The organism is Nonomuraea turcica (assembly GCF_030718205.1).
Classification (GTDB): Bacteria; Actinomycetota; Actinomycetes; order Streptosporangiales; family Streptosporangiaceae; genus Nonomuraea.
This window is the reverse complement of record NZ_JAUZQF010000023.1, coordinates 1-21,550: the sequence shown is the minus strand read 5'-3', so window position 1 is coordinate 21,550 and position 21,550 is coordinate 1. Positions and strand designations below refer to the sequence as shown.

Annotated in this window: 21 protein-coding genes; 12 read left to right on the top strand and 9 right to left on the bottom strand. The window is 69.1% G+C overall.

Annotated elements, in window-relative coordinates:
* Positions 1 to 204 precede the first annotated feature (204 nt).
* On the bottom strand, positions 205 to 768 hold the full coding sequence (locus tag Q9G87_RS44305; protein WP_305922637.1) for a TetR/AcrR family transcriptional regulator: 564 nt from the start codon (positions 766 to 768) through the stop codon (positions 205 to 207).
* 164 nt (positions 769 to 932) lie between these two features.
* On the opposite strand from Q9G87_RS44305, the gene Q9G87_RS44300 reads away from it, so the two are divergent.
* The gene (locus Q9G87_RS44300) at positions 933 to 1,664 is read left to right on the top strand and encodes an SDR family NAD(P)-dependent oxidoreductase (RefSeq protein ID WP_305922636.1); all 732 of its coding nucleotides are present in this window, start codon (positions 933 to 935) and stop codon (positions 1,662 to 1,664) included.
* Between the two features lie 3 nt (positions 1,665 to 1,667).
* Here the strand turns inward: Q9G87_RS44300 and Q9G87_RS44295 are convergent, their stop codons facing one another.
* Positions 1,668 to 3,188, bottom strand: a complete 1,521-nt coding sequence (locus Q9G87_RS44295) for an LCP family protein (RefSeq protein WP_305922635.1) — start codon at positions 3,186 to 3,188, stop codon at positions 1,668 to 1,670.
* A gap of 233 nt (positions 3,189 to 3,421) precedes the next feature.
* Here Q9G87_RS44295 and Q9G87_RS44290 point away from each other — a divergent pair, with 233 nt between their 5' ends.
* The 3 genes from Q9G87_RS44290 to Q9G87_RS44280 all read left to right on the top strand — a co-directional run bounded on the left by Q9G87_RS44290 (position 3,422) and on the right by Q9G87_RS44280 (position 7,138).
* Positions 3,422 to 4,585, top strand: coding sequence for a thiolase family protein (locus Q9G87_RS44290; RefSeq protein WP_305922817.1), 1,164 nt, complete (start codon positions 3,422 to 3,424; stop codon positions 4,583 to 4,585).
* The gene (locus Q9G87_RS44285) at positions 4,582 to 6,669 is read left to right on the top strand and encodes a 3-hydroxyacyl-CoA dehydrogenase NAD-binding domain-containing protein (RefSeq protein ID WP_305922634.1); all 2,088 of its coding nucleotides are present in this window, start codon (positions 4,582 to 4,584) and stop codon (positions 6,667 to 6,669) included. Before Q9G87_RS44290 ends, Q9G87_RS44285 begins: the two co-directional genes overlap by 4 nt.
* A gap of 88 nt (positions 6,670 to 6,757) precedes the next feature.
* Complete coding sequence (locus tag Q9G87_RS44280; RefSeq protein WP_305922633.1) at positions 6,758 to 7,138, top strand: SSI family serine proteinase inhibitor; 381 nt, start codon at positions 6,758 to 6,760, stop codon at positions 7,136 to 7,138.
* Between the two features lie 15 nt (positions 7,139 to 7,153).
* On the opposite strand, the gene Q9G87_RS44275 is transcribed toward Q9G87_RS44280, so the two are convergent.
* Positions 7,154 to 8,623, bottom strand: a complete 1,470-nt coding sequence (locus tag Q9G87_RS44275) for an amino acid permease (protein WP_305922632.1) — start codon at positions 8,621 to 8,623, stop codon at positions 7,154 to 7,156.
* 109 nt (positions 8,624 to 8,732) lie between these two features.
* Here Q9G87_RS44275 and Q9G87_RS44270 point away from each other — a divergent pair, with 109 nt between their 5' ends.
* Complete coding sequence (locus tag Q9G87_RS44270) at positions 8,733 to 9,368, top strand: DedA family protein (RefSeq protein ID WP_305922631.1); 636 nt, start codon at positions 8,733 to 8,735, stop codon at positions 9,366 to 9,368.
* Here the strand turns inward: Q9G87_RS44270 and dxs are convergent.
* Positions 9,316 to 11,196, bottom strand: a complete 1,881-nt coding sequence (gene dxs / locus Q9G87_RS44265) for a 1-deoxy-D-xylulose-5-phosphate synthase (protein WP_305922816.1) — start codon at positions 11,194 to 11,196, stop codon at positions 9,316 to 9,318. The genes Q9G87_RS44270 and dxs overlap by 53 nt on opposite strands.
* 159 nt (positions 11,197 to 11,355) lie before the next feature.
* Between dxs and Q9G87_RS44260 the strand changes: the two genes are divergently transcribed.
* Genes Q9G87_RS44260 through Q9G87_RS44250 form a run of 3 tightly spaced genes read left to right on the top strand, consistent with a single transcriptional unit; the run spans position 11,356 to position 13,876 of the window.
* Positions 11,356 to 12,210, top strand: a complete 855-nt coding sequence (locus Q9G87_RS44260; RefSeq protein WP_305922630.1) for a neutral zinc metallopeptidase — start codon at positions 11,356 to 11,358, stop codon at positions 12,208 to 12,210.
* A 56-nt stretch (positions 12,211 to 12,266) separates the two neighbouring features.
* A complete protein-coding gene (locus Q9G87_RS44255) occupies positions 12,267 to 13,079 on the top strand; it encodes a neutral zinc metallopeptidase (protein WP_305922629.1) in 813 nt (270 codons plus the stop codon).
* A 44-nt stretch (positions 13,080 to 13,123) separates the two neighbouring features.
* Complete coding sequence (locus tag Q9G87_RS44250) at positions 13,124 to 13,876, top strand: neutral zinc metallopeptidase (RefSeq protein WP_305922628.1); 753 nt, start codon at positions 13,124 to 13,126, stop codon at positions 13,874 to 13,876.
* Between the two features lie 5 nt (positions 13,877 to 13,881).
* Here Q9G87_RS44250 and Q9G87_RS44245 read toward each other — a convergent pair whose 3' ends face one another.
* Genes Q9G87_RS44245 through Q9G87_RS44230 form a run of 4 tightly spaced genes read right to left on the bottom strand, consistent with a single transcriptional unit; the run spans position 13,882 to position 18,302 of the window.
* Positions 13,882 to 15,087, bottom strand: coding sequence for an ROK family transcriptional regulator (locus Q9G87_RS44245; RefSeq protein WP_305922627.1), 1,206 nt, complete (start codon positions 15,085 to 15,087; stop codon positions 13,882 to 13,884).
* 35 nt (positions 15,088 to 15,122) lie between these two features.
* Entirely contained in the window at positions 15,123 to 16,385 is a 1,263-nt protein-coding gene (locus Q9G87_RS44240; RefSeq protein ID WP_305922626.1) for a sugar ABC transporter permease, read from the bottom strand.
* Positions 16,382 to 17,146, bottom strand: coding sequence for an ATP-binding cassette domain-containing protein (locus Q9G87_RS44235; protein WP_305922625.1), 765 nt, complete (start codon positions 17,144 to 17,146; stop codon positions 16,382 to 16,384). The genes Q9G87_RS44240 and Q9G87_RS44235 overlap by 4 nt, the downstream gene beginning before the upstream one ends.
* 46 nt (positions 17,147 to 17,192) lie before the next feature.
* Positions 17,193 to 18,302: a sugar ABC transporter substrate-binding protein gene (locus Q9G87_RS44230; RefSeq protein ID WP_305922624.1), complete on the bottom strand. Its 1,110-nt coding sequence runs from the start codon at positions 18,300 to 18,302 to the stop codon at positions 17,193 to 17,195.
* A gap of 196 nt (positions 18,303 to 18,498) precedes the next feature.
* Between Q9G87_RS44230 and Q9G87_RS44225 the strand changes: the two genes are divergently transcribed.
* Positions 18,499 to 19,044, top strand: a complete 546-nt coding sequence (locus Q9G87_RS44225; protein ID WP_305922623.1) for a GrpB family protein — start codon at positions 18,499 to 18,501, stop codon at positions 19,042 to 19,044.
* Between the two features lie 7 nt (positions 19,045 to 19,051).
* On the opposite strand, the gene Q9G87_RS44220 is transcribed toward Q9G87_RS44225, so the two are convergent.
* Positions 19,052 to 19,792 carry a sulfite exporter TauE/SafE family protein gene (locus Q9G87_RS44220; protein WP_305922622.1) on the bottom strand — a complete coding sequence of 247 codons (741 nt, stop codon included), beginning with the start codon at positions 19,790 to 19,792 and terminating at the stop codon, positions 19,052 to 19,054.
* Positions 19,793 to 19,984: 192 nt separating this feature from the next.
* On the opposite strand from Q9G87_RS44220, the gene Q9G87_RS44215 reads away from it, so the two are divergent.
* The 3 genes from Q9G87_RS44215 to Q9G87_RS44205 all read left to right on the top strand — a co-directional run bounded on the left by Q9G87_RS44215 (position 19,985) and on the right by Q9G87_RS44205 (position 21,380).
* Positions 19,985 to 20,215 (top strand): hypothetical protein, encoded by a 231-nt coding sequence (locus Q9G87_RS44215; RefSeq protein ID WP_305922621.1) that lies wholly within the window; start codon positions 19,985 to 19,987, stop codon positions 20,213 to 20,215.
* Complete coding sequence (locus tag Q9G87_RS44210) at positions 20,196 to 20,531, top strand: type II toxin-antitoxin system PemK/MazF family toxin (protein WP_305922620.1); 336 nt, start codon at positions 20,196 to 20,198, stop codon at positions 20,529 to 20,531. The genes Q9G87_RS44215 and Q9G87_RS44210 overlap by 20 nt, the downstream gene beginning before the upstream one ends.
* 120 nt (positions 20,532 to 20,651) lie before the next feature.
* Entirely contained in the window at positions 20,652 to 21,380 is a 729-nt protein-coding gene (locus Q9G87_RS44205) for a neutral zinc metallopeptidase (RefSeq protein ID WP_305922619.1), read from the top strand.
* Positions 21,381 to 21,550: the final 170 nt, after the last annotated feature.

Genomic DNA, 21,550 nt, shown 5'->3' with positions numbered 1-21,550 from the left:
ACCTACCCTGCCCATCCTCGTATGGCCTGTCGTTCTCGTCGCGCGCCACGATGAACCTCTCTAGTACGAATGCGGACCGCGCCCTTTCCTAGCAGACCCGACCACGAGTTGTCCGGATATTTCACATGTTTCCCTAAAATCACGTAGAGTAACATTCGTCACTCCCCGCTCTCACGCCACCTCAGGCGGTATTCCGGACGGGCGTCAGGGGGTGAGTCCGTTGAGCAGGTCGCCGAGCGCCGACTTCACCCGCTCGATTCCCACCCCGCACTCCCGGATCCGATACGCCAGCAGCGGCGCGGCCAGAGGCGCCAGCAACGCGTCGGACAGACAGGAGGCATCGGCGTCCGGCCGCACCTGTGCGATCAGCATCGTCAGGTGCCCGTGATAGGCGTCGTACGCGCCGCCGAACCGGGCGAACGGCCCCGCCGTCTCCGCCATGACCAGCAGGTCGAGCTGCTCGACCGTGCGATCCGCAAGTGCGTCGAGGAACGCGCGTGCCCGCGCGGCGGGCTCCGCACCCGGCCCGAGCGGCGGCGGCCCCTCAATGAAGGCGGACTGGAACTCCCGCTCCCGCCGGTCGATCAGCGCGTACGCCAGCCCGGAGCGATCCCCGAAGCGCCGGTAGAGCGTGCCGACGCCGACCCCGGCGGCCGCGGCCACCTCCGCCATCGACAAGCCGCCCACTCCCCGGTCGGCGACGATGGCCTCGGCCGCGGCGAGGATCTTCGCGCGGTTACGGGCCGCGTCGGTGCGCTCGCGTTTCACGGTCTGCCCTCCCGCGTCACGGTCCGCCCTCTCGCGTCACAGTCTCCGCCCTCGCGCCATCCCGGACCCTCTCACGATCGATCTCCATCCTGGCACCAGTTGTATCCGGAATGTGTTCCGGTTAGAGTCACAACCGGAACATATTCCGGTTCTTGGAGGATGGCATGATCCGAAAGGTCGCCCTGGTCACGGGCGGGAGCAGGGGAATCGGCGCGGCCGTCGCACGGCGGCTGGCCGGCGACGGATTCGACGTGGCGATCACGTACCAGAACGCGAGCGACCGGGCCGCCACCGTGGCCAAGGAGGTCGAGGCGGCCGGCCGGCGCGCCCTCGGCATGCGCGCGGAGGCCGCCGACGCCGGCGCGCTAGTCGAGGCGGTGGAGCGCACGGTGCGCAAGTTGGGGCGGCTCGACGTGCTGGTGAGCAACGCCGGGATCGCGCCGTACGGGGCGCTGGAGGAGGTGACGCTCGAGGAGGTGGACCGGCTGCTCGCCGTCCACCCGAGGGCGGCGTTCGTGCTGGCGCAGGCGGCCGCCCGGCACATGGGGCGGGGCGGCAGGATCGTCCTCATCGGCAGCAGCCTGGCCGAGCGGGTGCCTTATCCCGGATGGACGGCGTACGCGATGAGCAAGTCGGCGCTGGCCGGCCTCGTCAAGGGTCTGGCTCGAGATCTGGGACCGCGCGGCATCACCGCGAACCTGGTCAACCCGGGCTCCACGGACACTGACATGAACCCGGCCGACACCCCGGAGGCGGAGGAGGAACGGCGCTACACCGCGCTCGGCACGTACTGCTCTCCCGACGACATCGCCGCTGCCGTCGCCTACCTCGCCGGGGAGGGCGGGCGCCACATCACGGGCGCCTCGATCCCCGTCGACGCAGGCGTCACGGCCTGAGGCTCACAAGCATGGGTTGGTGCTCGAGTCGACCACCTTGTCCTTGAGCGAGTCCGGGATCGCCGATTGCACGCGCACGCCCGGCCAGTCCGCCCCGATCACGAGCTGGACGATCGGGCCGTCGGGCGGCTCGGCGACCTTGGACGTGTACGGCTCGGTGTTGACCGGCTTGACCTTGCCGGCCACCGCGGTCCGCTTGTCCTGGGACAGCCGGACGGCAACCGCGTCGGCGTAGGCCGGTCCGTCCTGGGCGTCCTTCTTCGCGTAGCGGATCGCGGTGGCCGCGGTCGCGGGAGCGTTGCCGACCTCGATGACGGCGAAGCCCTGGGCAGCCAGCTCGTCGGCCACCTGGACGGCCTTGCCCGCCTCGCCGGTCCCGTTGAGCACCTGCACGCGCACCTGCTCGTGCTCGATCTTCGGCGCGGCGGACGTCCCGGGGGTCGGGGTGGCGGTGACCTCGACGTCGCTGCGTACGGCCTCGAAGAAGTTCTTCGCGGCCGGCTGGCTGAACTGCACCCGGTTCTTGTCCCCCGGATACGCCTCGACGGGCACCGTGATGCCCTTGAGTTCCTTGGCGGTCAGCCCCCTGACGCTGTTGGCGATCTCCAGCATCCGCTCGAACGTCAGCTCGCTGTCCACGGTGACCGCGGCGGCGGCGGAGCGCAGGAACCCGTCCAGATTGATGGGGTTGGTGAGCAGGCCGCCGTCGGTGACCTTCTTCAGCACCTGGGTGAGGAACACCTGCTGACGCTGGATCCTGCTCAGATCGCTGCCGTCGCCCAGCGCGTAGCGGGTGCGTACGTAGCCGAGCGCCTGCTCGCCGTTGACCACGTGCTTGCCCGCGGGGAGCACCAGCTTCGCCTTGGGGTCGTTGACCGGCTTGGGCAGGCAGATCTCGATGCCGCCGACGGCGTCGATGATGCCCTTGAAGCCGGTGAAGTCGACCTTCACGAAGTGGTTGATCTTGATGTTCGTGAGCGATTCGAGTGTCTTGATGGTGCAGTTGATGCCGCCGTCGTTGAAGGCGGAGTTGATCTGCCGGATCCCGCCGGGCAGTACGGTGCCGTTCCTGCCCTGACACTCGGGGATCGCCACCATGGAGTCGCGGGGGAAACTGATCATGGTGGCCTTGTCCCTGTTCGGGGAGATGTGCAGCAACATGATCGTGTCGGTGCGCTCCCCCAGCCCCTGCGACTTGGGGCCGTACGTCTTGTTGTCGCCCTCACGCGAGTCGGAGCCGACGAGCAGCACGTTGAGCGCCCCCGTCTCCGGCGGCCGGCTCGGGCCGACGACGATGGGGTCGCGGGGGATGCTGCCGTCGATGCTCCGGTAGTACGCGTACGCGCCGAGCGTGGTGGCCACCAGCACGAACGTCAGCGCCACGCTCACCCAGCCCAGGGGCGTCAGCGGGTTCCTGCGCGGCCGCGGGTCGAGCTTCCTGGACCGGCGCGGCACGGGGGCGACGCGAGTATCGCCGGCCATCTCGCCAGGGCGCCCTCGCACGCGCTCCACCCCCTGCGTCATGATCGCGAAGCATAGTCACCAACAGGGGTCCCCGACGGCGAATCACCACCACTCCACCGCCCCCACGCTCAGTTCGCCCCTCCGAGGCGCGGCAGACTATGACCTTTCCGCCACTCCTCCATCACCTGACCCTGGGGAGGGCATGGGACGCGGACTAGTTACTCACGAGTAGCATAAGCGTGGAACCCCTTCCAGCAGCGAGGAGCGAATCCGTGCCTTCCTCTCGTGACGTCGTGTTCGTCGACGGCGTGCGCACGCCTTTCGGCAGGTCAGGGCCGAAGGGACTGTACGCCGAGACCCGCGCCGACGACCTGGTCGTCCGTGTCATCCGCGAGCTCATCCGGCGTAATCCCAACCTGCCCCCCGAGCGCGTGGACGAGGTCGCCATCGCCGCGACCACGCAGATCGGCGACCAGGGCCTGACCATCGGCCGCTCGGCGGCCGTGCTGGCCGGGCTGCCCAAGAGCGTGCCCGGCTACGCCATCGACCGCATGTGCGCGGGCGCGATGACCGCGGTCACCACGGTCGCGGGCGGCATCGCGTTCGGCGCGTACGACGTGGCGATCGCGGGCGGCGTCGAGCACATGGGCCGCCACCCGATGGGCGAGGGCGTCGACCCCAACCCGCGCTTCCTGTCGGAGAAGCTGGTCGACCCGAGCGCGCTGGTCATGGGCATGACGGCGGAGAACCTGCACGACCGCTACCCGTCGATCTCCAAGGAGCGCGCGGACGCGTACGCGGTGCTCTCGCAGGAGAGGGCGGCCAAGGCGTACGCCGACGGCAAGATCCAGCCCGACCTGGTCCCGACCGCGATCAGGACGGCCGAGAAGGGCTGGGGCCTGGCCGTCGAGGACGAGGCGCCGCGGCCGGGCACCACGATGGAGGGGCTGAGCGGGCTCAAGACGCCCTTCCGGCCGCACGGCAACGTCACGGCGGGCAACTCCTCGGGCATCAACGACGGCGCCACCGGCTGCGTCGTGGCCGCCAAGGACGTCGCCGAGGAGCTGGGGCTGGCGCCGAAGATGCGGCTGGTGTCGTACGCGTTCGCGGGCGTCGACCCCGAGGTCATGGGCGTGGGCCCGATCCCGTCCACGGAGCGGGCGCTCCGGCTGGCGAATCTCGATATTTCGGATATCGGGCTGTTCGAGATCAACGAGGCGTTCGCCGTACAGGTCCTGGCGTTCCTCGACCACTTCGGCATCGACGGCGACGACCCCCGCGTGAACCCCTACGGCGGCGCGATCGCCTACGGCCACCCGCTCGCCTCTTCTGGCGTGCGGCTGATGACGCAGCTCGCCCGGCAGTTCGGCGAGCGTCCCGACGTGCGTTACGGCATCACCACGATGTGCGTCGGCATGGGCATGGGCGGCACTGTGATCTGGGAGAACCTCGCGTGAGCAACATCGACACCTGGCGGGCACTGCTCAGTGACCGCAACACCGACGAAGTCGTCACCAAGGCGCTGGTGCGGGACGTGCAGCTGCCCTACGGCGCGGGCACGATGGCGCTGATCACGCTGGACAACGGCTTCGACCACACCAAGCCCAACACGTTCGGCCCGCACGGCCTGTTCGCGCTGAACGAGGCGCTGTCGGAGATCGCCGGGCGGACCGACCTGGCCGCGGTCGGCGTGACGGGCAAGCCGTTCATCTTCGCCGTCGGCGCCGACCTCAAGGGCGCGGCTCAGGTGGCGTCGCGCGAGGAGGCCCTGGCCATCGGCGCGCTCGGCCACCACGTCTTCCGCAGGCTGGGCGAGCTGCCGATCCCGTCGTTCGCGTTCGTCAACGGCGCGGCCATGGGCGGTGGCCTGGAGGTGGCGCTGCACTGCACGTACCGGACGATCTCCTCCGGCGTGCCCGCGGTGGCGCTGCCGGAGTGTTTCCTCGGCCTGGTGCCGGGCTGGGGCGGCACGCAGCTGCTGCCGCGGCTGATCGGCCCGGCGAAGGCGATCAAGCTGATCGTCGAGAACCCGCTGGCGCAGAACCGCATGATCAAGGGCAAGGACGCGTTCGAGCTCGGCGTCGCGGACGCCATGTTCGAGCCGGCCGACTTCTTGGAGGAGTCGCTGCGCTGGGCCGCCCGCGTGCTCCAGGGCGAGGTGAGCGTCGAGCGCCGCTCCCACGACGGCTGGGAGAAGGCGGTGGCCGACGCCCGCTTCCTGGTGGACATGAAGCTGCGTGGCGCCTCCCCCGCCCCCTACCGGGCGCTCGACCTGATCGCCCTGGCCGAGACCGCCACCCGCGACGAGGGCTTCGCCGCCGAGGACGAGGCGCTGGCCGACCTGCTCATGGGCGACGAGCTGCGGGCCGGGCTCTACGCCTTCGACCTGGTGCAGCGCCGGGCCAAGCGGCCCGCGGGGGCGCCGGACAAGTCGCTGGCCCGCAAGGTCACCAAGGTCGGCATCGTCGGTGCGGGGTTGATGGCCTCGCAGATGGCGCTGCTGTTCGCCCGCCGCCTCGAGGTGCCCGTCGTCATGACGGACCTCGACCAGGCCAGGCTCGACAAGGGCGTGGAGTACGTACGCACCGAGGTCGGCAAGCTCCTCGCCAAGGGCCGCGTCAGCGAGGACCAGGCCAACCGGCTCAGGTCCCTGGTGACCGGGTCGCTGACCAAGGACGCCTTCGCCGACGCCGACTTCGTGATCGAGGCCGTGTTCGAGGACATGGCGGTCAAGAAGCAGGTGTTCGGCGAGGTCGAAGCGGTCGTGGAGCCGACGTGCGTGCTGGCCACGAACACCTCCTCGTTGTCGCTGACCGAGATGGGCGCCGGGCTGAAGCACCCGGAGCGGCTGGTCGGGTTCCATTTCTTCAACCCGGTCGCCGTCATGCCGCTGCTGGAGATCATCAAGGGGGCGGCGACCGACGACGCCACGCTGGCCACGGCCTTCGCCGTCGGCAAGTCGCTGAAGAAGTCGTCGGTGCTGGTCAAGGACGCTCCGGCGTTCGTGGTCAACCGGCTGCTGACCTGCTTCATGGGCGAGGTCGTCGCGGCCGTGGACGAGGGCACGCCGCTGGAGGTGGCCGAGCACGCGCTCGACGGGCTGGGGCTGCCGATGACGCCGTTCGCGCTGCTGCAGCTCGTCGGCCCGGCGGTCGGCCTGCACGTGGCCGAGACCGTGCACGAGGCGTTCCCCGACCGCTTCGGCGTCTCGGAGAACATGGCCAAGCTGGTCGCCGCGGGCAAGCCGGGCGTCTACCGCCCCGACTTCACGCTCGACCCGGAGGCTGTGGCGCTCTTCGCGGGCGGCGCCGCACCGTCCACCGCCGAGCAGGTACGCGAACGCGTCCTGACCGCGCTGGCCACGGAGATCCGCATCATGCTCGACGAGGGCGTGGTCGCGGCGCCGCAGGACATCGACCTGTGCATGATCCTCGGCGCGGGCTGGCCGTTCCACCTGGGGGGCATCACGCCTTATCTGGACAGGACCGGCATCGCCCAGCCCCGGTTCCTTCCTCCGGGTGTGGCCTCACTCCCCGCCTGATTCTTTGCGGGGGCCCGACCAGGGCCCCCGCTTTTCATGACCTTCCCCTCCGTAGCGTTTGGTGCCGCACGACGAACGGAGGGTAATCATGATGCGAACGATCGGTACGATCGCGCTCTGCGCGGCGTTCCTGGCGTGCTCGTCCCCCGCCGCGCAGGCGGCCCGCCCACCCAAGGGCAAACTGAAGATCGCGATCGCTACGAAGGGCAGCCCGGCACGGGGCGGCACGCTCCACTGCGGTCCCGACGGCGGCACCCATCCCCACCCACGCGCCGCCTGCGACGTGATCCGCAAGATCGGGGGCGACTTCAACCAGATCCACGTCCCGGCGAACGAGACCTGCGACCAGAAGCTCGAGCCGTACGCGGTGGCGATCACGGGCACCTGGCGCGGCAAGAAGGTGGAGTGGAGCAAGGGATACCGCAACTTCTGCGTGATGCAGGCCGCGGGCGGGAAGCTGCTCTCCTGACCGGTGTGGGGCGGGCTAGCGCCCGCCCTTCACGGGCGCGGCCGTCCTGCTGTGCCAGTAGCTGTAGCCGAAGTAGATGACCACGCCGACGGCCATCCAGATCAGGAACCGCAGCCAGGTCTCGACCGGCAGGTTCAGCATCAGGTAAATGCAGGCCAGCACGGACAGGATCGGCAGCACCGGCACGAGCGGCGCGCGGAAGGCCCGGGGCAGGTCCGGCCGGGTGCGCCTGAGCACGACCACGCCGATCGAGACCACCACGAACGCGAACAGCGTGCCGATGTTGACCAGCTCGGCCAGCTCCTCGAAGTCCACGAAACCGGCCAGCGCCATCGTCACCACGCCGATCACGACGGTGAGCCTGGCCGGCGTGCCGAACCGGGGGTGGACCGCCGCCAGCGCGCGCGGCATCAGCCCGTCGCGGGACATCGCGAACAACACCCGGGTCTGGCCCAGCAGCAGCACCAGCACCACGGTCGTCAGGCCGGCGATCGCGCCCACGCTGATGATCGTGGCCAGCCACGGGTGCCCGACGGCCCGGAAGGCGTCCGACAGCGGCGCGGACGTGCTCAGCTGGCTGTAGTTCTGCATGCCCACGACGACCAGCGAGACGGCGACGTACAGGAACGTGCAGATCGCCAGCGAGCCGAGAATGCCGCGGGGCACGTCCCGCTGCGGCTCGAGGGTCTCCTCCGCGGCGGTGGCGACGATGTCGAAGCCGATGAAGGCGAAGAACACGATCGCCGCGGCGGTGAAGATGCCGATCACGCCGAACGCCACCGGCGTGATCCCGAACAGCACCTGGATCAGCGGCGCGTTCAGTCCGCCGACGCGCGGTGTGGACACCGCCTCGGGGATGAACGGCGTGTAGTTGGCGGCCCGGATGAAGAACAGCCCGGCGATGATGACGAGCAGCACCACCGCGACTTTGGTGACCACCAGGACAAGGTTGACCCGGGAGGAGAGCTTGATGCCGGCGACCAGGATCGCGGTGAGGACGGCGATGATGAGCACAGCGGGGACGTTGACCACGGGGTTCGCCCCGGCGATAGACTCCGGCAGGGGGATGCCGACGGAGGCGAGCATCGAGGCGAAATAGCCGGACCAGCCGGTCGCCACCACGGCCGCCGCCAGCGCCAGCTCCAGGAGCAGGTCCCAGCCGATCACCCAGGCCGGGAACTCGCCCAGGGTGGCGAAGGCGAACGTGTAAGCCGATCCGGCCACCGGGATCGTGGAGGCGAACTCGGCGTAGCACAGGGCGGCCAGCCCGCAGACGATGCCCGCCACGACGAACGACAGCGCCACCGCAGGCCCCGCCAGCCCTTTCGCGACCGTTCCTGTGAGCACGAAGATCCCGGTGCCGATGATCACGCCGATGCCGAACACCGTGAGGTCCGTGGCGGTCAGGCGTTTACGCAGCTGATGCTCGGGATCCTCGGTGTCACGGATCGACTGCTCGACGGACTTCGTACGAAAGATCTCCACGGCCAGTGATCCTTCCCATACGTTAGGCGATCATTCCTTGATTCCTTGACGGGGATGGTTCCGTGACGTTCCCGATGATCCTCCTGGATCGGGGTAGCGGTCCTGGACTATGTCTCATGATCTGCTCGACACTCTGGCCAGGCAAGACCTCGGCGTGGTGATGCTGCTCCTGCTGGTCTTCCTGACGCTGGACGCCTCGGTCGGAGTCGGCCTGATCACGCCGGGCGACACCCTGCTGCTGGTCGCGGGCGCCAGCGCGGACAGTGCGCCGGAGGCGCTGGCGCTGATCGGCGCGGGCATGCTGGCGTGCTACGCAGGCGCCTCGGGCGGCTATTTCCTGGGCCGCCGGTACGGGACCCGGCTGCGGCACGGGCGGCTTGGGCGGCGCGTCGGCGAGGCCCGGTGGCAGCGCGCGGAGCGGCTGTTCGAGCGCAAGGGATGGGCGCTGGCGCTGGCGTATTTCCTGCCGGTGCTGCATGCGCTGACCCCGGCCGTGGCGGGCACGGTCGGCATGCCCTATCGCACGTTCATGCCGTGGGCGATGGCCGGCAGCACGGCCTGGGTGAGCGCGTACGTCACGCTCGGCGCCGTGGCGGGCGGCGTGGCGCGGCAACACGCGGAGTGGCTGGTGCCGATCGCGGCCGCGGCGGTGATCGTCGTGCTGGGGATCTCCGCCGCGGTCCGCAGGGCGCTCAGTGGCGGGCAGGCTCCACGTGGGAGGTCCGCTTCGCGACGGCCTCGGTGATCTGGCGGGCGAGGTCCTGGCCCGTCAGTCCGATCTGGCCGAGGATCGCGGCCCGCTTGGCGTGGTCGAGGAACTCCTGCGGGATGCCGTAGGTGCGCACGGGCACGTCGACGTCGGCGTCGCGCAGCAGCCGCGCCACGGCGTCGCCCACACCGCCGACCCGGCCGTTGTCCTCCACGACGGCCACCAGCTTGTGCGCGCTCGCGGCCAGCACGAGCGCCTCGTCCAGCGGCTTGACCCAGCGCGGGTCGACCACGGTGGCCGCGATGCCCTGGGCGTCGAGCAGGACGGCCGCGTCCAGGCAGACCTGCGCCATCGGCCCCACACCGACCAGCAGCACGTCAGGCTCTCCCACGGGGGCGCGCAGCAGATCCATCTCGCCCAGCTTGCCGACCGGCTCGACCGCCTCGGCCACCGGGCCCTTGGGGAAACGCAGCACGGTCGGGCCGTCGGTGACCTCCACGGCCTCGCGCAGCAACTCGGTGAGCCGGTCCCCGTCGCGCGGCACCGCGATCCTGAGCCCGGGCACCACTTGGAGGATGGACAGGTCCCACATGCCGTTGTGGCTGGCGCCGTCGTCACCCGTGACGCCCGCCCGGTCGAGCACGACGGTCACCGGCAGGCGGTGCAGGGCGACGTCCATGAGGAGCTGGTCGAAGGCCCGGTTGAGGAACGTGGCGTAGACGGCCACGACCGGGTGCATGCCGCCGAGTGCCAGCCCGGCGGCGCTGGTCAGCGCGTGCTGCTCGGCGATGCCCACGTCGTAGATGCGCTCGGGGTAGGCCTCGGCGAACGCGTTGAGCCCCGTCGGGTGGAGCATGGCCGCGGTGATGGCGACGATGTCGTCCCGCTCTTTGCCGAGCCGGACGAGCTCCTCGCTGAACACGTTGGTCCAGATGCGGCCCTTGGGCTTCTCCTGGCCCGTGACCTTGTCGAAGGGGCCGGGGCCGTGGAACTGGTCCTCGTCGTGGTTTTCCGCCGGCGTGTAGCCGCGGCCTTTCTGGGTGACCGCGTGCACGATGACGGGGCCGCGGAAGTCGCGGGCCTTGCGCAGAGCGGCCTCCATGGCCTGCTCGTCGTGGCCGTCGATGGGGCCGAGGTATTTCAGCCCGAGGTCCTCGAACATGACCTGCGGCGCCAGCACGTCCTTGACGCCCTTCTTCACGCCGTGCAGCGCGTCGTAGAGCAGCGGAACGTTGCCGATCTTGTCCTTGACGTAGTCGAGGAAGTCCTCATAGCGGCGGTTGACCCGCAGTGAGGACAGGTGGGAGGCGAGCCCGCCGATCGTGGGCGAGTAGGAGCGGCCGTTGTCGTTGACCACGATCACGACCGGCAGGTCCTCGCCGGCGGCGATGTTGTTGAGCGCCTCCCAGGCCATGCCTCCGGTCAGCGCGCCGTCGCCGATCACCGCGACGACCGTGCGGTCGTGCTCGCCGCGCACCTTGAACGCCTTGGCCAGGCCGTCGGCGTAGGACAGCGCGGTCGAGGCGTGGGAGTTTTCCACGAAGTCGTGCTCGGACTCGGCCTGGCTCGGATAGCCGGACAGGCCGCCCTCCTGCTTGAGCGCCGCGAACCCGGCGGCCCGGCCGGTGAGGAGCTTATGCACGTAGGCCTGGTGTCCGGTGTCCCAGACGATCGGGTCGCGCGGGGAGTCGAAGACGCGGTGCACGGCGAGGGTGAGCTCCACGACACCGAGGTTGGGGCCCAGGTGGCCGCCGAATCTCGCGCACGAGTCGACGAGCAGGTCACGGATCTCCCCCGCGAGCCCCGGCAGCTCCTCTGCCGCCAGCCGTTTGACGTCGTCCGGTCCCTTGATCGAGCCCAGCAACCCGCTCACGGATCCGACTCCCCTCTGCTCTTGTGCGCCGACCCCCCGAGTGTAGTTCGCGGACGCCTCGCTGACTCCATCGCGTCAAACGCACCCACATATGTCCGATCTTGACCTAGTCTTTCGGTACCTATGAACTCCGTCCCCATAAGCAAACTTGTGGCACTCGTCGCCGCGCTTCTGGCGCTCGCTCTGGCGGCGGCCGGTCTGGTGCTCGTGCTCGCCGACGTGGCCACGACCTCGACGGAGTCGGCCAACGAGGCCCAGCAGATCGTCTCACCGCCGGTGAAGGCGGCCGATGCGAAGAAGGCGGCGCCGGGCAAGGCGCTGGCCACGGCGAACCCGCTCTACAAGACGGGGCGGCTGGCCGACGTGAACTGCTCGCCCGGTCACCTGCCGGCCGGCAGCATGACGGCGTACCGGCGTTTCCTCACCCGCGTCACCGGGTGCCTGAACAGGGCGTGGGGCGCCCAGTTCCGCAAGGCCGGGCTGCCCTTCGCCAAGCCGCGCCTGCGCATCATCACCAGCAAGATCAAGACGCCCTGCGGGTCCTGGAACACCGGCGCCGACGGCGTCTACTGCTCCACCGACCGCACCATGTACCTGATGATCAGCCGGGACCAGCTGCGCAACCCGTTCCCGCTGGGCATCACGCGGCTGATCGCCCACGAGTACGGCCACCACGTCCAGCAGATCTCCGGCATCTGGAACTACTACTGGACGGCCAGGATGGGAGCGACCAAGGCCCAGCGGCTCATGCTCTCGCGCAAGTCGGAGCTGCAGGCCGAGTGCTTCTCGTCGGCCTTCATGAGCACGATGCAGGGCACGCCGCTGGTCACCGACGCGGACTGGGCGTACACGGTGGACTGGTTCAGGAAGAACGGCGCCAAGGGGTGGCCGCAGAACGACCACGGCAAGGGCCCGACGCAGGCCGCCTGGATGACACGGGGCTTCAACCGCGGCACTCCTGGCTCGTGCAACACGTGGGCCGCGAACCATCGCAATGTCACCTGACGCCACGCTTTAATCTTCCTTTACCTGGAACTCCCTCTTTACTAGGGTTCATTCCCATGCGTATCCCCCGATTGGCGCTCATGGCGGGCGCCCTGGCGAGCGTGCTGTTCGCCGGCACGGCCCCTGCGGCAGCCGTCTCCGCTCCGGCGTACAAGCCGGTCCTGGCCAAGAACGCGATTTACAAGACGGGCGAGCTGGGCCTCGAGACCTGCGAGGAGCCGAAGGTCTTGACCGGGAGCGCGGAAGAGGTCAAGGGCTATATGGACGTGGTCCTCGACTGCCTCAACGCCGCTTGGGAACCGAAGATCAAGAAGGCCGGCTTCGCCTTCAGCAAGCCCTCGTTCCAGGTGGTCACCAAGGTCGGCGCGGCGACCGGATGCGGCAAGTACCCCGCGGGCGCGCTGGCGCTGTACTGCTCGCTCAACAAGAAGATCTCCCTCCTGGTCCAGCCGGCTCTCGTCGAGGAGCAGTCGGACATGCTCCTGCTGGTGACCGTCGCCCACGAGTACGGCCACCACATCCAGCAGCTCACGGGCATGTTCAAGGGCCTGACGCGCTACAACGGCAAGAACGAGGCCAGGGTGCTGGACGAGCTGCGCCGCTTCGAGCTGCAGGCCGAATGCCTGAGCGGGGCGTTCATCGGCGACGTGTGGCACTCGCTGGGCCGCCGGCAGACCGAGTTCGACCTCCTCGTCAAGGCTGGCGGTAGCGGCGGCGGCCTGAGTCTCATCGGGGTGAACGCGGAGGACTGGGGCTCGAAGACGCACGGCAAGCCCACCACCGTGGGCCGCTGGCTGAAGCGCGGCTTCGACACCGAGTCCGCGGGCGGTTGCAACACCTTCAAGGCGCCGAAGTCGCAGGTACTTTAGGACTCTAGGACAAATCCCGACATATTGATCTATGATCCGCGATCGTGCGCACTCTTCTCGTAGCGGCAGCTACGTGCACGGTCGCGGGTCTTCTCTTATCGGGGGCGGCCCGGGCGGCGGCGCCGGGCACTCCCCAGGCCGGCTTGTCCGACGTGATGGGCGGTGACCAGCTCCGCCTGACGTGCGCGATCCCCGCGATCCGGGCAGGGGTCGTCGCCTCGCTGAAGGCCTTCCACCGGGCGATGGCCCGCTGCGCCGACCGGTTCTGGGCCGATCGCTTCGCGGCCGCCGGGCTGGCGTACAGCGCTCCCGAGGTGACGATCACGACAGGCGCCGACTCCGTCTGCGGGAAGATCACCAGCAGCGGCGCCCACTACTGCCCGCACCAGCGCACGATCGTCATCCGCATCACGAAACAGGACCTGCGGGACCCGTTCAGGATGAACATGGCGCACTCCGTCGCCCACGAGTGGGGGCACCACGTGCAGCAGCTCACCGGCGTGCTGGACGCGCAGAGCGCGCTGTACTGGCCGGCGTCCGGCAGCGCGCGCACCCTGCTCAGCCATCGTCTTGAGATGCAGGCCGAGTGCTTCGCCGGCGTCTTCTACAGTGCGACGCTCGAGTCGATCAAGCCCGGGATCGAGTGGGAGGAATGGATCGACGCCGTGCGGCGGGCCGAGGAGAGCGAGATCCACGGCAAGCCGAAGAACCTGGCGTTCTGGCAGGACCGCGGCTATCGGGGCGGGGCCACAGGCTTCTGCAACACGTGGACGGCCACCAAGGCCAAGGTCACCTGAGAGGATCAGGTGTTGGCGCGGGCCAGGACTTCCAGGGGGTCGGCGAGGACGTGGGCGAAGGCCAGCTCGGCGGCGCCCACCAGCGTGGCCGCGTCCCCCAGCGCCGAGGTGCGCAACCGCAGCCGCTCCCGCTGCGGCGCCATGGCGTGCAGGGCCAGCTGCGTACGCACCTGCGCCGCCGACCCGAGATAGACCTCACGCAACATCCCCCCGAAGATCAGCAGTTCCGGGTTGAAGATGTTCACCAGGTTCGCGACGCCCAGCCCCAGCCACTCGCCGATCCGGCTCAGCGCCTCCTGCGCGCCGATGTCCCCCCGGTCGGCGGCCTCGACCACGGCCCGCACCGCGTCCCGCCCCTGCGGCCCGGCTCCGAACCGGCCGGCCGCCTCCAGCAGGGCCCGCTCCCCCACCTCCGCCTCCAGGCAGCCGTGTGAGCCGCAGCCGCACGCCCGGCCGCCCGGGTTGACCACCATGTGGCCGATCTCACCGCCGTAGCCGTCGTGGCCGCCGAGCAGATGCCCTCCGGCGATGATCCCGCCGCCGATCCCCACGTCGCCGTGCAGGTAGATGAGGTCGCGGACGGCGACGCCGACGCCGCGGCTGTGCTCGGCCAGCGCGGCCAGGTTGGCGTCGTTGCCCACGCTGACCGGCAGCCCCAGACCCAGCTTGCGGCCCAGCTCCTCGCCGAACGGCACCTCCTCGGCCTTCAGGTTGGGCCCGAACACGACCACGCCGTCGGCCTTGCGGACGCCGCCCGACACGGCCGCCGCCGCGCCGACGCAGACCGTGTCGTCCCTGGTCTTGCGCCGCATCTGGCGGGCGAACCCGGCCAGCTCGCCGATCAGCTCCTCCAGCTGGAACGCACCCCGCCGCCGGACGGTCTCCCGTTGGTCGAGGATGACCCCGCCGAGACCGACCCGGGCGACGGCCAGCCGGTCGGGACCCACGTCGAAGGCGAACACGTAGACGCGCGCCGACTCGGGCCGCACCACGAGCGACGGCCGGCCCGCGCGGCCCGTCTCGCGGGGCAGCTCCTCGCGCACCAGCCCGGCGGCGGTGAGATCGGAGGTCAGCGCCATGATCGTGCTGCGGTTGAGCCCCATCTTCGAGGTCAGCTCGGCACGCGAGATCGGCCCGCCGAGGTGGACATGACGCAGCAGCGCGCCGAGGTTGTGGCGTCTGATGTCCTCTTGCGACGGGCCGGCACGCATGGGCTGGGGTTCCTTCAGGGGCTGCTGGTCGCCGATCACCTTAACCCAGCGGCAGCCGCCCGTTTGCGCGCCAAGGCGTCCACGCCCGCGGCAAGCAGCAGAACGGACCCCGTGACCAGATACTTCACGCTCGCCCCGTATCCCATCAGACCCATGCCGTTCTCGATCACGGCCACCACGGCGCCGCCGAGCACGGCGTCGAGCACCCGGCCCTTCCCGCCGAACAGGCTCGTTCCGCCGATGACCGCGGCGCCGACCGCGTACAGCAGGACGGAGCTGCCGCCCGTGTTCGGGTCGACGGAGCTGGCGCGGGAAGCGGCCACGATGCCGCCGATGGCGGCCATCGAGGAGCAGATCACGAACGCGCTGATCCTGAGCCGGTCGACCGGGATGCCCGCCCTGCGAGCGGCCTCGGTGTTCCCACCGACCGCGTAGAGATGGCGGCCGAACGCGGTGCGCCGCAGGATCACGGTCCACACGACCAGCAGCACCAGGATGACGGGGACCACGATCGGCACGCCGGTCAGCGAGACCAGCAGGGGGTTGCGGCTGCGCTCCAGGTTGAGCACGAACACCGCGGCCCCGGCCAGCACCGCCAGCGCCCCGACCCGGAAGGCGATCAGCGACAGCGGGTCGGCCACCAGCCCGCGCTTGGCCCGCTTCCTGGCCCGCAGCAGCTGCACGCCCGCGAACACCGCCACGGACACCGCGTACAGCGCCCAGCCGAGCCACGGCGGCAGGTTCCTGTTCGCGATCGCGACGATCACGGTGTCCCGGATGGAGATGTTCGTGCCCTCGTCGACCAGCACCAGGACCAGGCCCTGGAAGGCGAGGAACGCGGCCAGCGTCACGACGAACGACGGTATGCCGACCTTGGCCACCAGCGTGCCGAGCACGGTCCCGATGATCACGCCGGTGATGATGGCGGCCAGCGCGCACACGTACCACGGCAGGCCCATGCTGGTGAGCGTGACGGCGAGCACCGCCGCGCACACGCCGCTGGCGAAGCCGGCCGACAGGTCGATCTCGCCGAGCAGCAGCACGAACACCAGGCCCATCGCGATGAGCGTGACGGCGGCGCCCTGGGTGAACAGGTTGGCGAAGTTGCCCGCCGTCACGAAGGACGGGCGGGCGACGGCGAAGACCACGCAGAGCACGACCAGGCCGAGCACGGCGGGCAGCGCGCCCATGTCGCCGCCGCGCACCCGCTGGATGTACGCGCGGAAGCTGTTCTTGATCGACGGGGCCTGCGTCGCGGTGACGATGGCCTCGCCGGGGAGTTCCTTGACCTTGATCATGGCGTGACCCCGTTCTTGAGGCCGAGATCCCCGCTGCGGCCCGCGGTGATCAGTTCGACGACCTGGGCGTGCGTCACGTCGGAGGTCTTGACCTGGGCGGCCATCCTGCCGAGGTAGAGCGCCGCGATCCGGTCGGAGACGGCGAACACGTCGTTCATGTTGTGGGAGATGAGGACGACGGCGAGGCCCGTGTCGGCCAGCCTGCGGACGAGTTCGAGCACCTGCGCGGTCTGGGCGACGCCCAGTGCCGCGGTCGGCTCGTCGAGGATGACGACCTTGCTGTTCCACAGCACGGCCTTGGCGATGGCGACGGTCTGCCGCTGCCCGCCGGACAGGCTGGAGACCTGCTGCCGGATGGACTTGACCGTACGCACGGACAGGCTGCTGAGCGTCTTCTCGGCCAGTTCCTCCATGCTGTCCTCGTCCAGCAGGAGCCCGCTCTTGCGCTCCCTGCCGAGGAACATGTTCTGGACGATGTCGAGGTTGTCGCACAGCGCCAGGTCCTGGTAGACGATCTCGATCCCGAGCTCGCCCGCGTCGCGGGGAGTGTGGATCACGACCGGGCGGCCGTCGAACAGGACCTCGCCCGCGTCGATCGGATAGATGCCGCCGATGCACTTGACCAGCGTCGACTTGCCCGCGCCGTTGTCGCCGACGAGCGCTGTGACCTCGCCGGCGTACGCCGAGAGCTCGACGTTGTGCAGGACTTTCACCGGACCGAAGCTCTTGTCGATCCCGCGCACTTCAAGCAGGGGGGTCATGGGGCTCCCTCAAGGGGGCGCGACCGGCGGCCGCGCCCCCATGGACTCACTGGATTCCGGCCTCGGTGCACTTCGCGGCGAAGTCACCGGTGCACAGTTCCTCCTTGGTCACGTAACCGTCGGCCACCACGTCCTTGACGTTGTCGAAGTAGATGGCCTGGGGATCCATGAGCTCGGAGGGCACGTCCTGACCGGTCTCCGGGTCCTTGACGCTCGAGGCGGCCGTGGGCTTCTCACCCTTGGCCAGCGCCACCGCGAGCTTGGCCGCGGCGTCGGCCTCCTTCTTGACCGCCTTGTAGACGGTCATGCACTGGTCACCCGCGAGGATGTTCTGCAGGCCCTGGACGGTGGCGTCCTGGCCGGTGACCGGCACCTTGCCGTTGAGGTTGTTCTTCTTCAGCACGGTGATGGCGGCGTTGCCCAGGCCGTCGTTGGCGGCCAGCACGCCGGCGATCTTCGGCTGCTCGGTCAGCATCTGCTCGAACAGCGTTCCTGCCTGGGTGTTGTCCCAGTCGGGCACCGACTGCTCGGGGCCCTTGACGTAGTCGCCGGAGTCGAACTTCGGCTTGAGCACCCCGTCGTAGCCGCTCTTGAACAGCGTCGCGTTGTTGTCGGTCGGCGAGCCGTTCAGGTAAGCCACGATCGGCTTTTCGGCCTTCTTGTCGGTCAGGCACTTGGTGAGGCCTTCGCCCTGGAGCGTGCCGACCTTGGTGTTGTCGAAGCTGACGTAGTAGGCGGCGCCGCCGCCGAGCGTCAGCCGGTCGTAGTCGATCGTCGGCACACCTTGAGACTTGGCCTTCTCGATGACCGTCTTGCCGGTGCCGCTGTCCAGGTTCACGATCATCAGAACGGTGGCGCCGTTCGTGATCATCTGGTCGGCGATGGTCTGGAACGCCGTCTTGTCGTTCTGGGCGTTCTGAATGTCGTACTGGACGCCGGCGGCCTTGAACGCCTCTTCCAGATACTTGCGGTCAGCCGTCTCCCACCGGGCGGACGACTTGCTGTCCGGCAGGATGACGCCGATCTTTCCCGCCTTGGCCGCGGGGGCCGATGCGGTCGACGTCGAAGTGGTCTGACCGCTATCGCCCCCGCAGGCGGTGAGACCGAGGGCGAGCGCGGCTGCCGCGGCGGTCAAGCTGAGGATCCCCTTGCGCATGGTGCAGGGTCCTTTCTTCCGGAGGGGCCCGGATGAATGTTGTTTGCGGCAACGTATTCCGGGACGGCCTGCTTTGGAAGAGGCTGGGGGCCGGGAGTTTGTTGTATCCGGTAACAATCCAGAAACGCCACCTCAATCTCCCCGACTCCTCCTCGCCACCTGTGCACCACCAGGACCTTCCTGGGACAATCCGGGCATGGCAGATCTCGTTGAGGTCGTGGACTACGACCGGGGCTGGACGGCGCGGTTCGCCGCACTGGGCGCGGCGATGCGTTCGGCGCTCGGTGACATCGCGGTGCGCATCGATCACATCGGGTCGACGTCCGTGCCCGGCCTGGCCGCCAAGCCGGTGATCGACATCCAGATCTCGGTACGCTCCTTCGAACCGCTGGAGGCGTTCAAGGCTCCGCTGGAACGCCTGGGACTGGTGCATCGGGCGGGCAACCCCGAGCTGACCAAGCGCTACTTCCGCGAGGCCCCAGGACACCACCGGACCCATATCCACGTGCGTGAGCTCGGCAGCTTCTCCCAGCAGCTCCCCCTGCTGTTCCGCGACTACCTGCGCGTCCACCCCGCCGCCGCGGCCGAGTTCGCCGAGGCGAAACGGCGCTGCGCGGAGCGCTTTCGCGACGAGCGGGAGAAATACGTCGCGGCCAAGGAGCCGTACGTCTGGGACGTCGTGCGGCGGGCCGACACGTGGGCTCAGGGCGTCGGCTGGCGACCCGGTCCCAGCGACGCGTGAGGCGCCCTCAGGGTGCCACGACCTGGCTGACCACGTTCTGCACGATCAACGCCGCCGCCGAGGCCGCCGCCACGACCAGGACGCCCGCACGCACCTTCCCGCCGTCGAGATAGCGCCGCAACGGCCCCGACACCAAGAAGCCCAGCACCATCGGCACGATGAGGATCGCCCCCGTCGTCAGCGCCCGGGACGGCAGCTCATCCACCAGGGCCAGGATGGCCAGCGACTGCGCCGCGCTAAGGAAGAAGAACATCGCCAGCGTCGCGCGGATCTGCGGGCCCTTGGCGTTCTGATAGACCAGCGCGAGAGGCGGCCCGCCGATGCCCGTGGCGGTGCCGGTGATCCCCGACACGAAACCCGCCGACGTGATCGTCACACCGTTGCGCGGCACGCTCAACGCCCTTGCCGTCAGCGCCACCGCGACGAGCACCATGACCGCGACGAAAATGCCGCGCATGTAGACAGAAACGTAGACAACTATGAGCGCCCCAAGGACGCTGCCAGGGATCCTGCCGAGCACCGCGAAGCCCAGCCCGCGCCAGTCCACCCTGCGCCATTCGGCGGCCAGCGTGAACAGCGGCAACGTCATATTGACCACCTGAATGGCGCCCGGCATCAGCTCGGGATTGAGCAAGGTGAGCACAGGCGCTGCGACCAGGCCCAGGCCGAAACCCACGGCGCCCTGGACGATCGCACCGACGAAAACCGCCAGACCGGCGAGGATCAGCACCAATGCGGCATTAGTCATGCACGAGAGTCAACCATCTTTACTCTCCGTTGCCGTTTCTCCTGCGAGAGTAACCGCTCCGGGGTATGGTTTCCAAGACGCCGACGTAGCCTGTTGAGTATGAGCATGAAGCCTAAGGCTGCGACGACGATACGCGTCAGCGTCGACACCCGAGACCGTCTAGCCCGAATCGCCCGGCAGGAGGGCCGAACCATGACCGAGGTGCTCAACGAAGCCATCGCCGACTTCGAGCAGAAGCTGTTCTGGCAGACCCTCAACGAGCAGATCGAGCGGACCCAGCGCGAAGACCCGGAGGGCTGGGCCGAATACCTCGCCGAGCGCGAGGCCTTCCTGGGTCCACGGCCACGCTCCCGTCAGATCGCGCCGGAGTGGGAAGGACTGATCACATTCCCCGAGGAGAAGGATGAAACTAACGCAAGGTGAGATCTGGTTCACACGGTTCGATCCCCGCCCCATCGGTCGCGAGCAAGGCTTCGATCGTCCGGCCATGATTCTCAGCAACGACCAGTTCAACCGATCGAGGCTGGGGCTCGTCTGGGCGGTGCCGCTGACCAGCCGTGAGCGCGGATATGTTTCTCATATTCGCATTGGCGGCAAGGGCACAGGGCTAACCAAGACCAGCTGGGCGATGATCGAGCAGGTGCGCGCGATCTCGCCCGACAGGCTCGACTTCTTCATTGGCAACGCACCTGACGACGTCGTCGCCGAAGCGATCACCGCGCTCAACCGAATGCTATGAGGCTTGCCGCCCGGCGAAATAGTAGTTCGCCGGGTGGCACCCCTATCGTGCCACACGCCACTGATCGTTAAGCTGCCCATCGTGCAATCCCTCCCCCTCACACGGGCCTTGGTCCTTGCCATGATCTTGGCGATCGCCTGCGTACCCGCCCAGAGCGCCCAGGCGGCCCCAGTCGCTTTCCCCAAGAAGGCCGGCAAGCTGGCGATCACGTCATGCCCGGAGACGGCGATCAGTTCGGGAGGGATTCCGCGGACGCGGGAGTATCTCCAGGGTGTCGTGAAATGTCTGGACAAGTCGTGGGCGGCGTACTTCAAGCGGACGCGGTGGACGTTCCGCAAGCCGGTCGTGCTCTACTTCGAGGAGCCCCAGAGCACCGTGTGCGGGGTGGCGTGGCCTGAGCACGCGGCGGCCTTCTACTGCACTGAGCGCGGCACGTTGGTGTTCCCGCTCACCGGGCGGTGGATCGAGGACAGGACTGATCTCTTTCCGTTCAAGGTGGCCGCCCATGAGTACGGGCATCATCTGCAGAGCCTGATCGGGGTGCGGGGTGCCTACGAAGCGCGGGTGCGGGCCGAGCCGGCGCGTCAGGACGAGCTGAAGCGGCGCTACGAGTTGCAGGCCGACTGCCTGGCCGGCGTGTTTCTGGGCAGCTCGTGGGGATCGCTGGATCGTACGGGGCGTGACTGGGAGGCGCTCGTCGATGCCACCCGGGCCAGCGGGGACGACGGCGATGACTACCGCAGCCATGGCAAGGGAGCCACGCGCGTCTACTGGCTCAAGCGCGGGTATCGGGCCCTCTCCCCCGCCGCCTGCGACACCTGGTCGGCACCCACCGCGAAGGTCTCCTGACCGACGATTTCCACGCCGCCGCCACACGGCCGTGTCGCCGTCACCGTGTCGCCGTCACCGTGTCGCCGTCACCGTGTCGCCGTCACCGTGTCGCCGTCACCGTGTCGCCGTCACCGTGTCGCCGTCACCGTGTCGCCGTCACCGTGTCGCCGTCACCGTGTCGCCGTCAC

Bases quoted from the DNA above. Each gene is read 5' to 3' on its own strand.
- Q9G87_RS44300 (WP_305922636.1), top strand. From the start codon at position 933: ATGATCCGAAAGGTCGCCCTGGTCACGGGCGGGAGCAGGGGAATCGGC.
- Q9G87_RS44295 (WP_305922635.1), bottom strand. From the start codon at position 3,188: ATGACGCAGGGGGTGGAGCGCGTGCGAGGGCGCCCTGGCGAGATGGCC.
- Q9G87_RS44280 (WP_305922633.1), top strand. From the start codon at position 6,758: ATGATGCGAACGATCGGTACGATCGCGCTCTGCGCGGCGTTCCTGGCG.
- Q9G87_RS44270 (WP_305922631.1), top strand. From the start codon at position 8,733: ATGTCTCATGATCTGCTCGACACTCTGGCCAGGCAAGACCTCGGCGTG.
- Q9G87_RS44255 (WP_305922629.1), top strand. From the start codon at position 12,267: ATGCGTATCCCCCGATTGGCGCTCATGGCGGGCGCCCTGGCGAGCGTG.
- Q9G87_RS44245 (WP_305922627.1), bottom strand. From the start codon at position 15,087: ATGCGTGCCGGCCCGTCGCAAGAGGACATCAGACGCCACAACCTCGGC.
- Q9G87_RS44240 (WP_305922626.1), bottom strand. From the start codon at position 16,385: ATGATCAAGGTCAAGGAACTCCCCGGCGAGGCCATCGTCACCGCGACG.
- Q9G87_RS44235 (WP_305922625.1), bottom strand. From the start codon at position 17,146: ATGACCCCCCTGCTTGAAGTGCGCGGGATCGACAAGAGCTTCGGTCCG.
- Q9G87_RS44230 (WP_305922624.1), bottom strand. From the start codon at position 18,302: ATGCGCAAGGGGATCCTCAGCTTGACCGCCGCGGCAGCCGCGCTCGCC.
- Q9G87_RS44225 (WP_305922623.1), top strand. From the start codon at position 18,499: ATGGCAGATCTCGTTGAGGTCGTGGACTACGACCGGGGCTGGACGGCG.
- Q9G87_RS44220 (WP_305922622.1), bottom strand. From the start codon at position 19,792: ATGACTAATGCCGCATTGGTGCTGATCCTCGCCGGTCTGGCGGTTTTC.
- Q9G87_RS44215 (WP_305922621.1), top strand. From the start codon at position 19,985: ATGACCGAGGTGCTCAACGAAGCCATCGCCGACTTCGAGCAGAAGCTG.
- Q9G87_RS44210 (WP_305922620.1), top strand. From the start codon at position 20,196: ATGAAACTAACGCAAGGTGAGATCTGGTTCACACGGTTCGATCCCCGC.
- Q9G87_RS44205 (WP_305922619.1), top strand. From the start codon at position 20,652: ATGATCTTGGCGATCGCCTGCGTACCCGCCCAGAGCGCCCAGGCGGCC.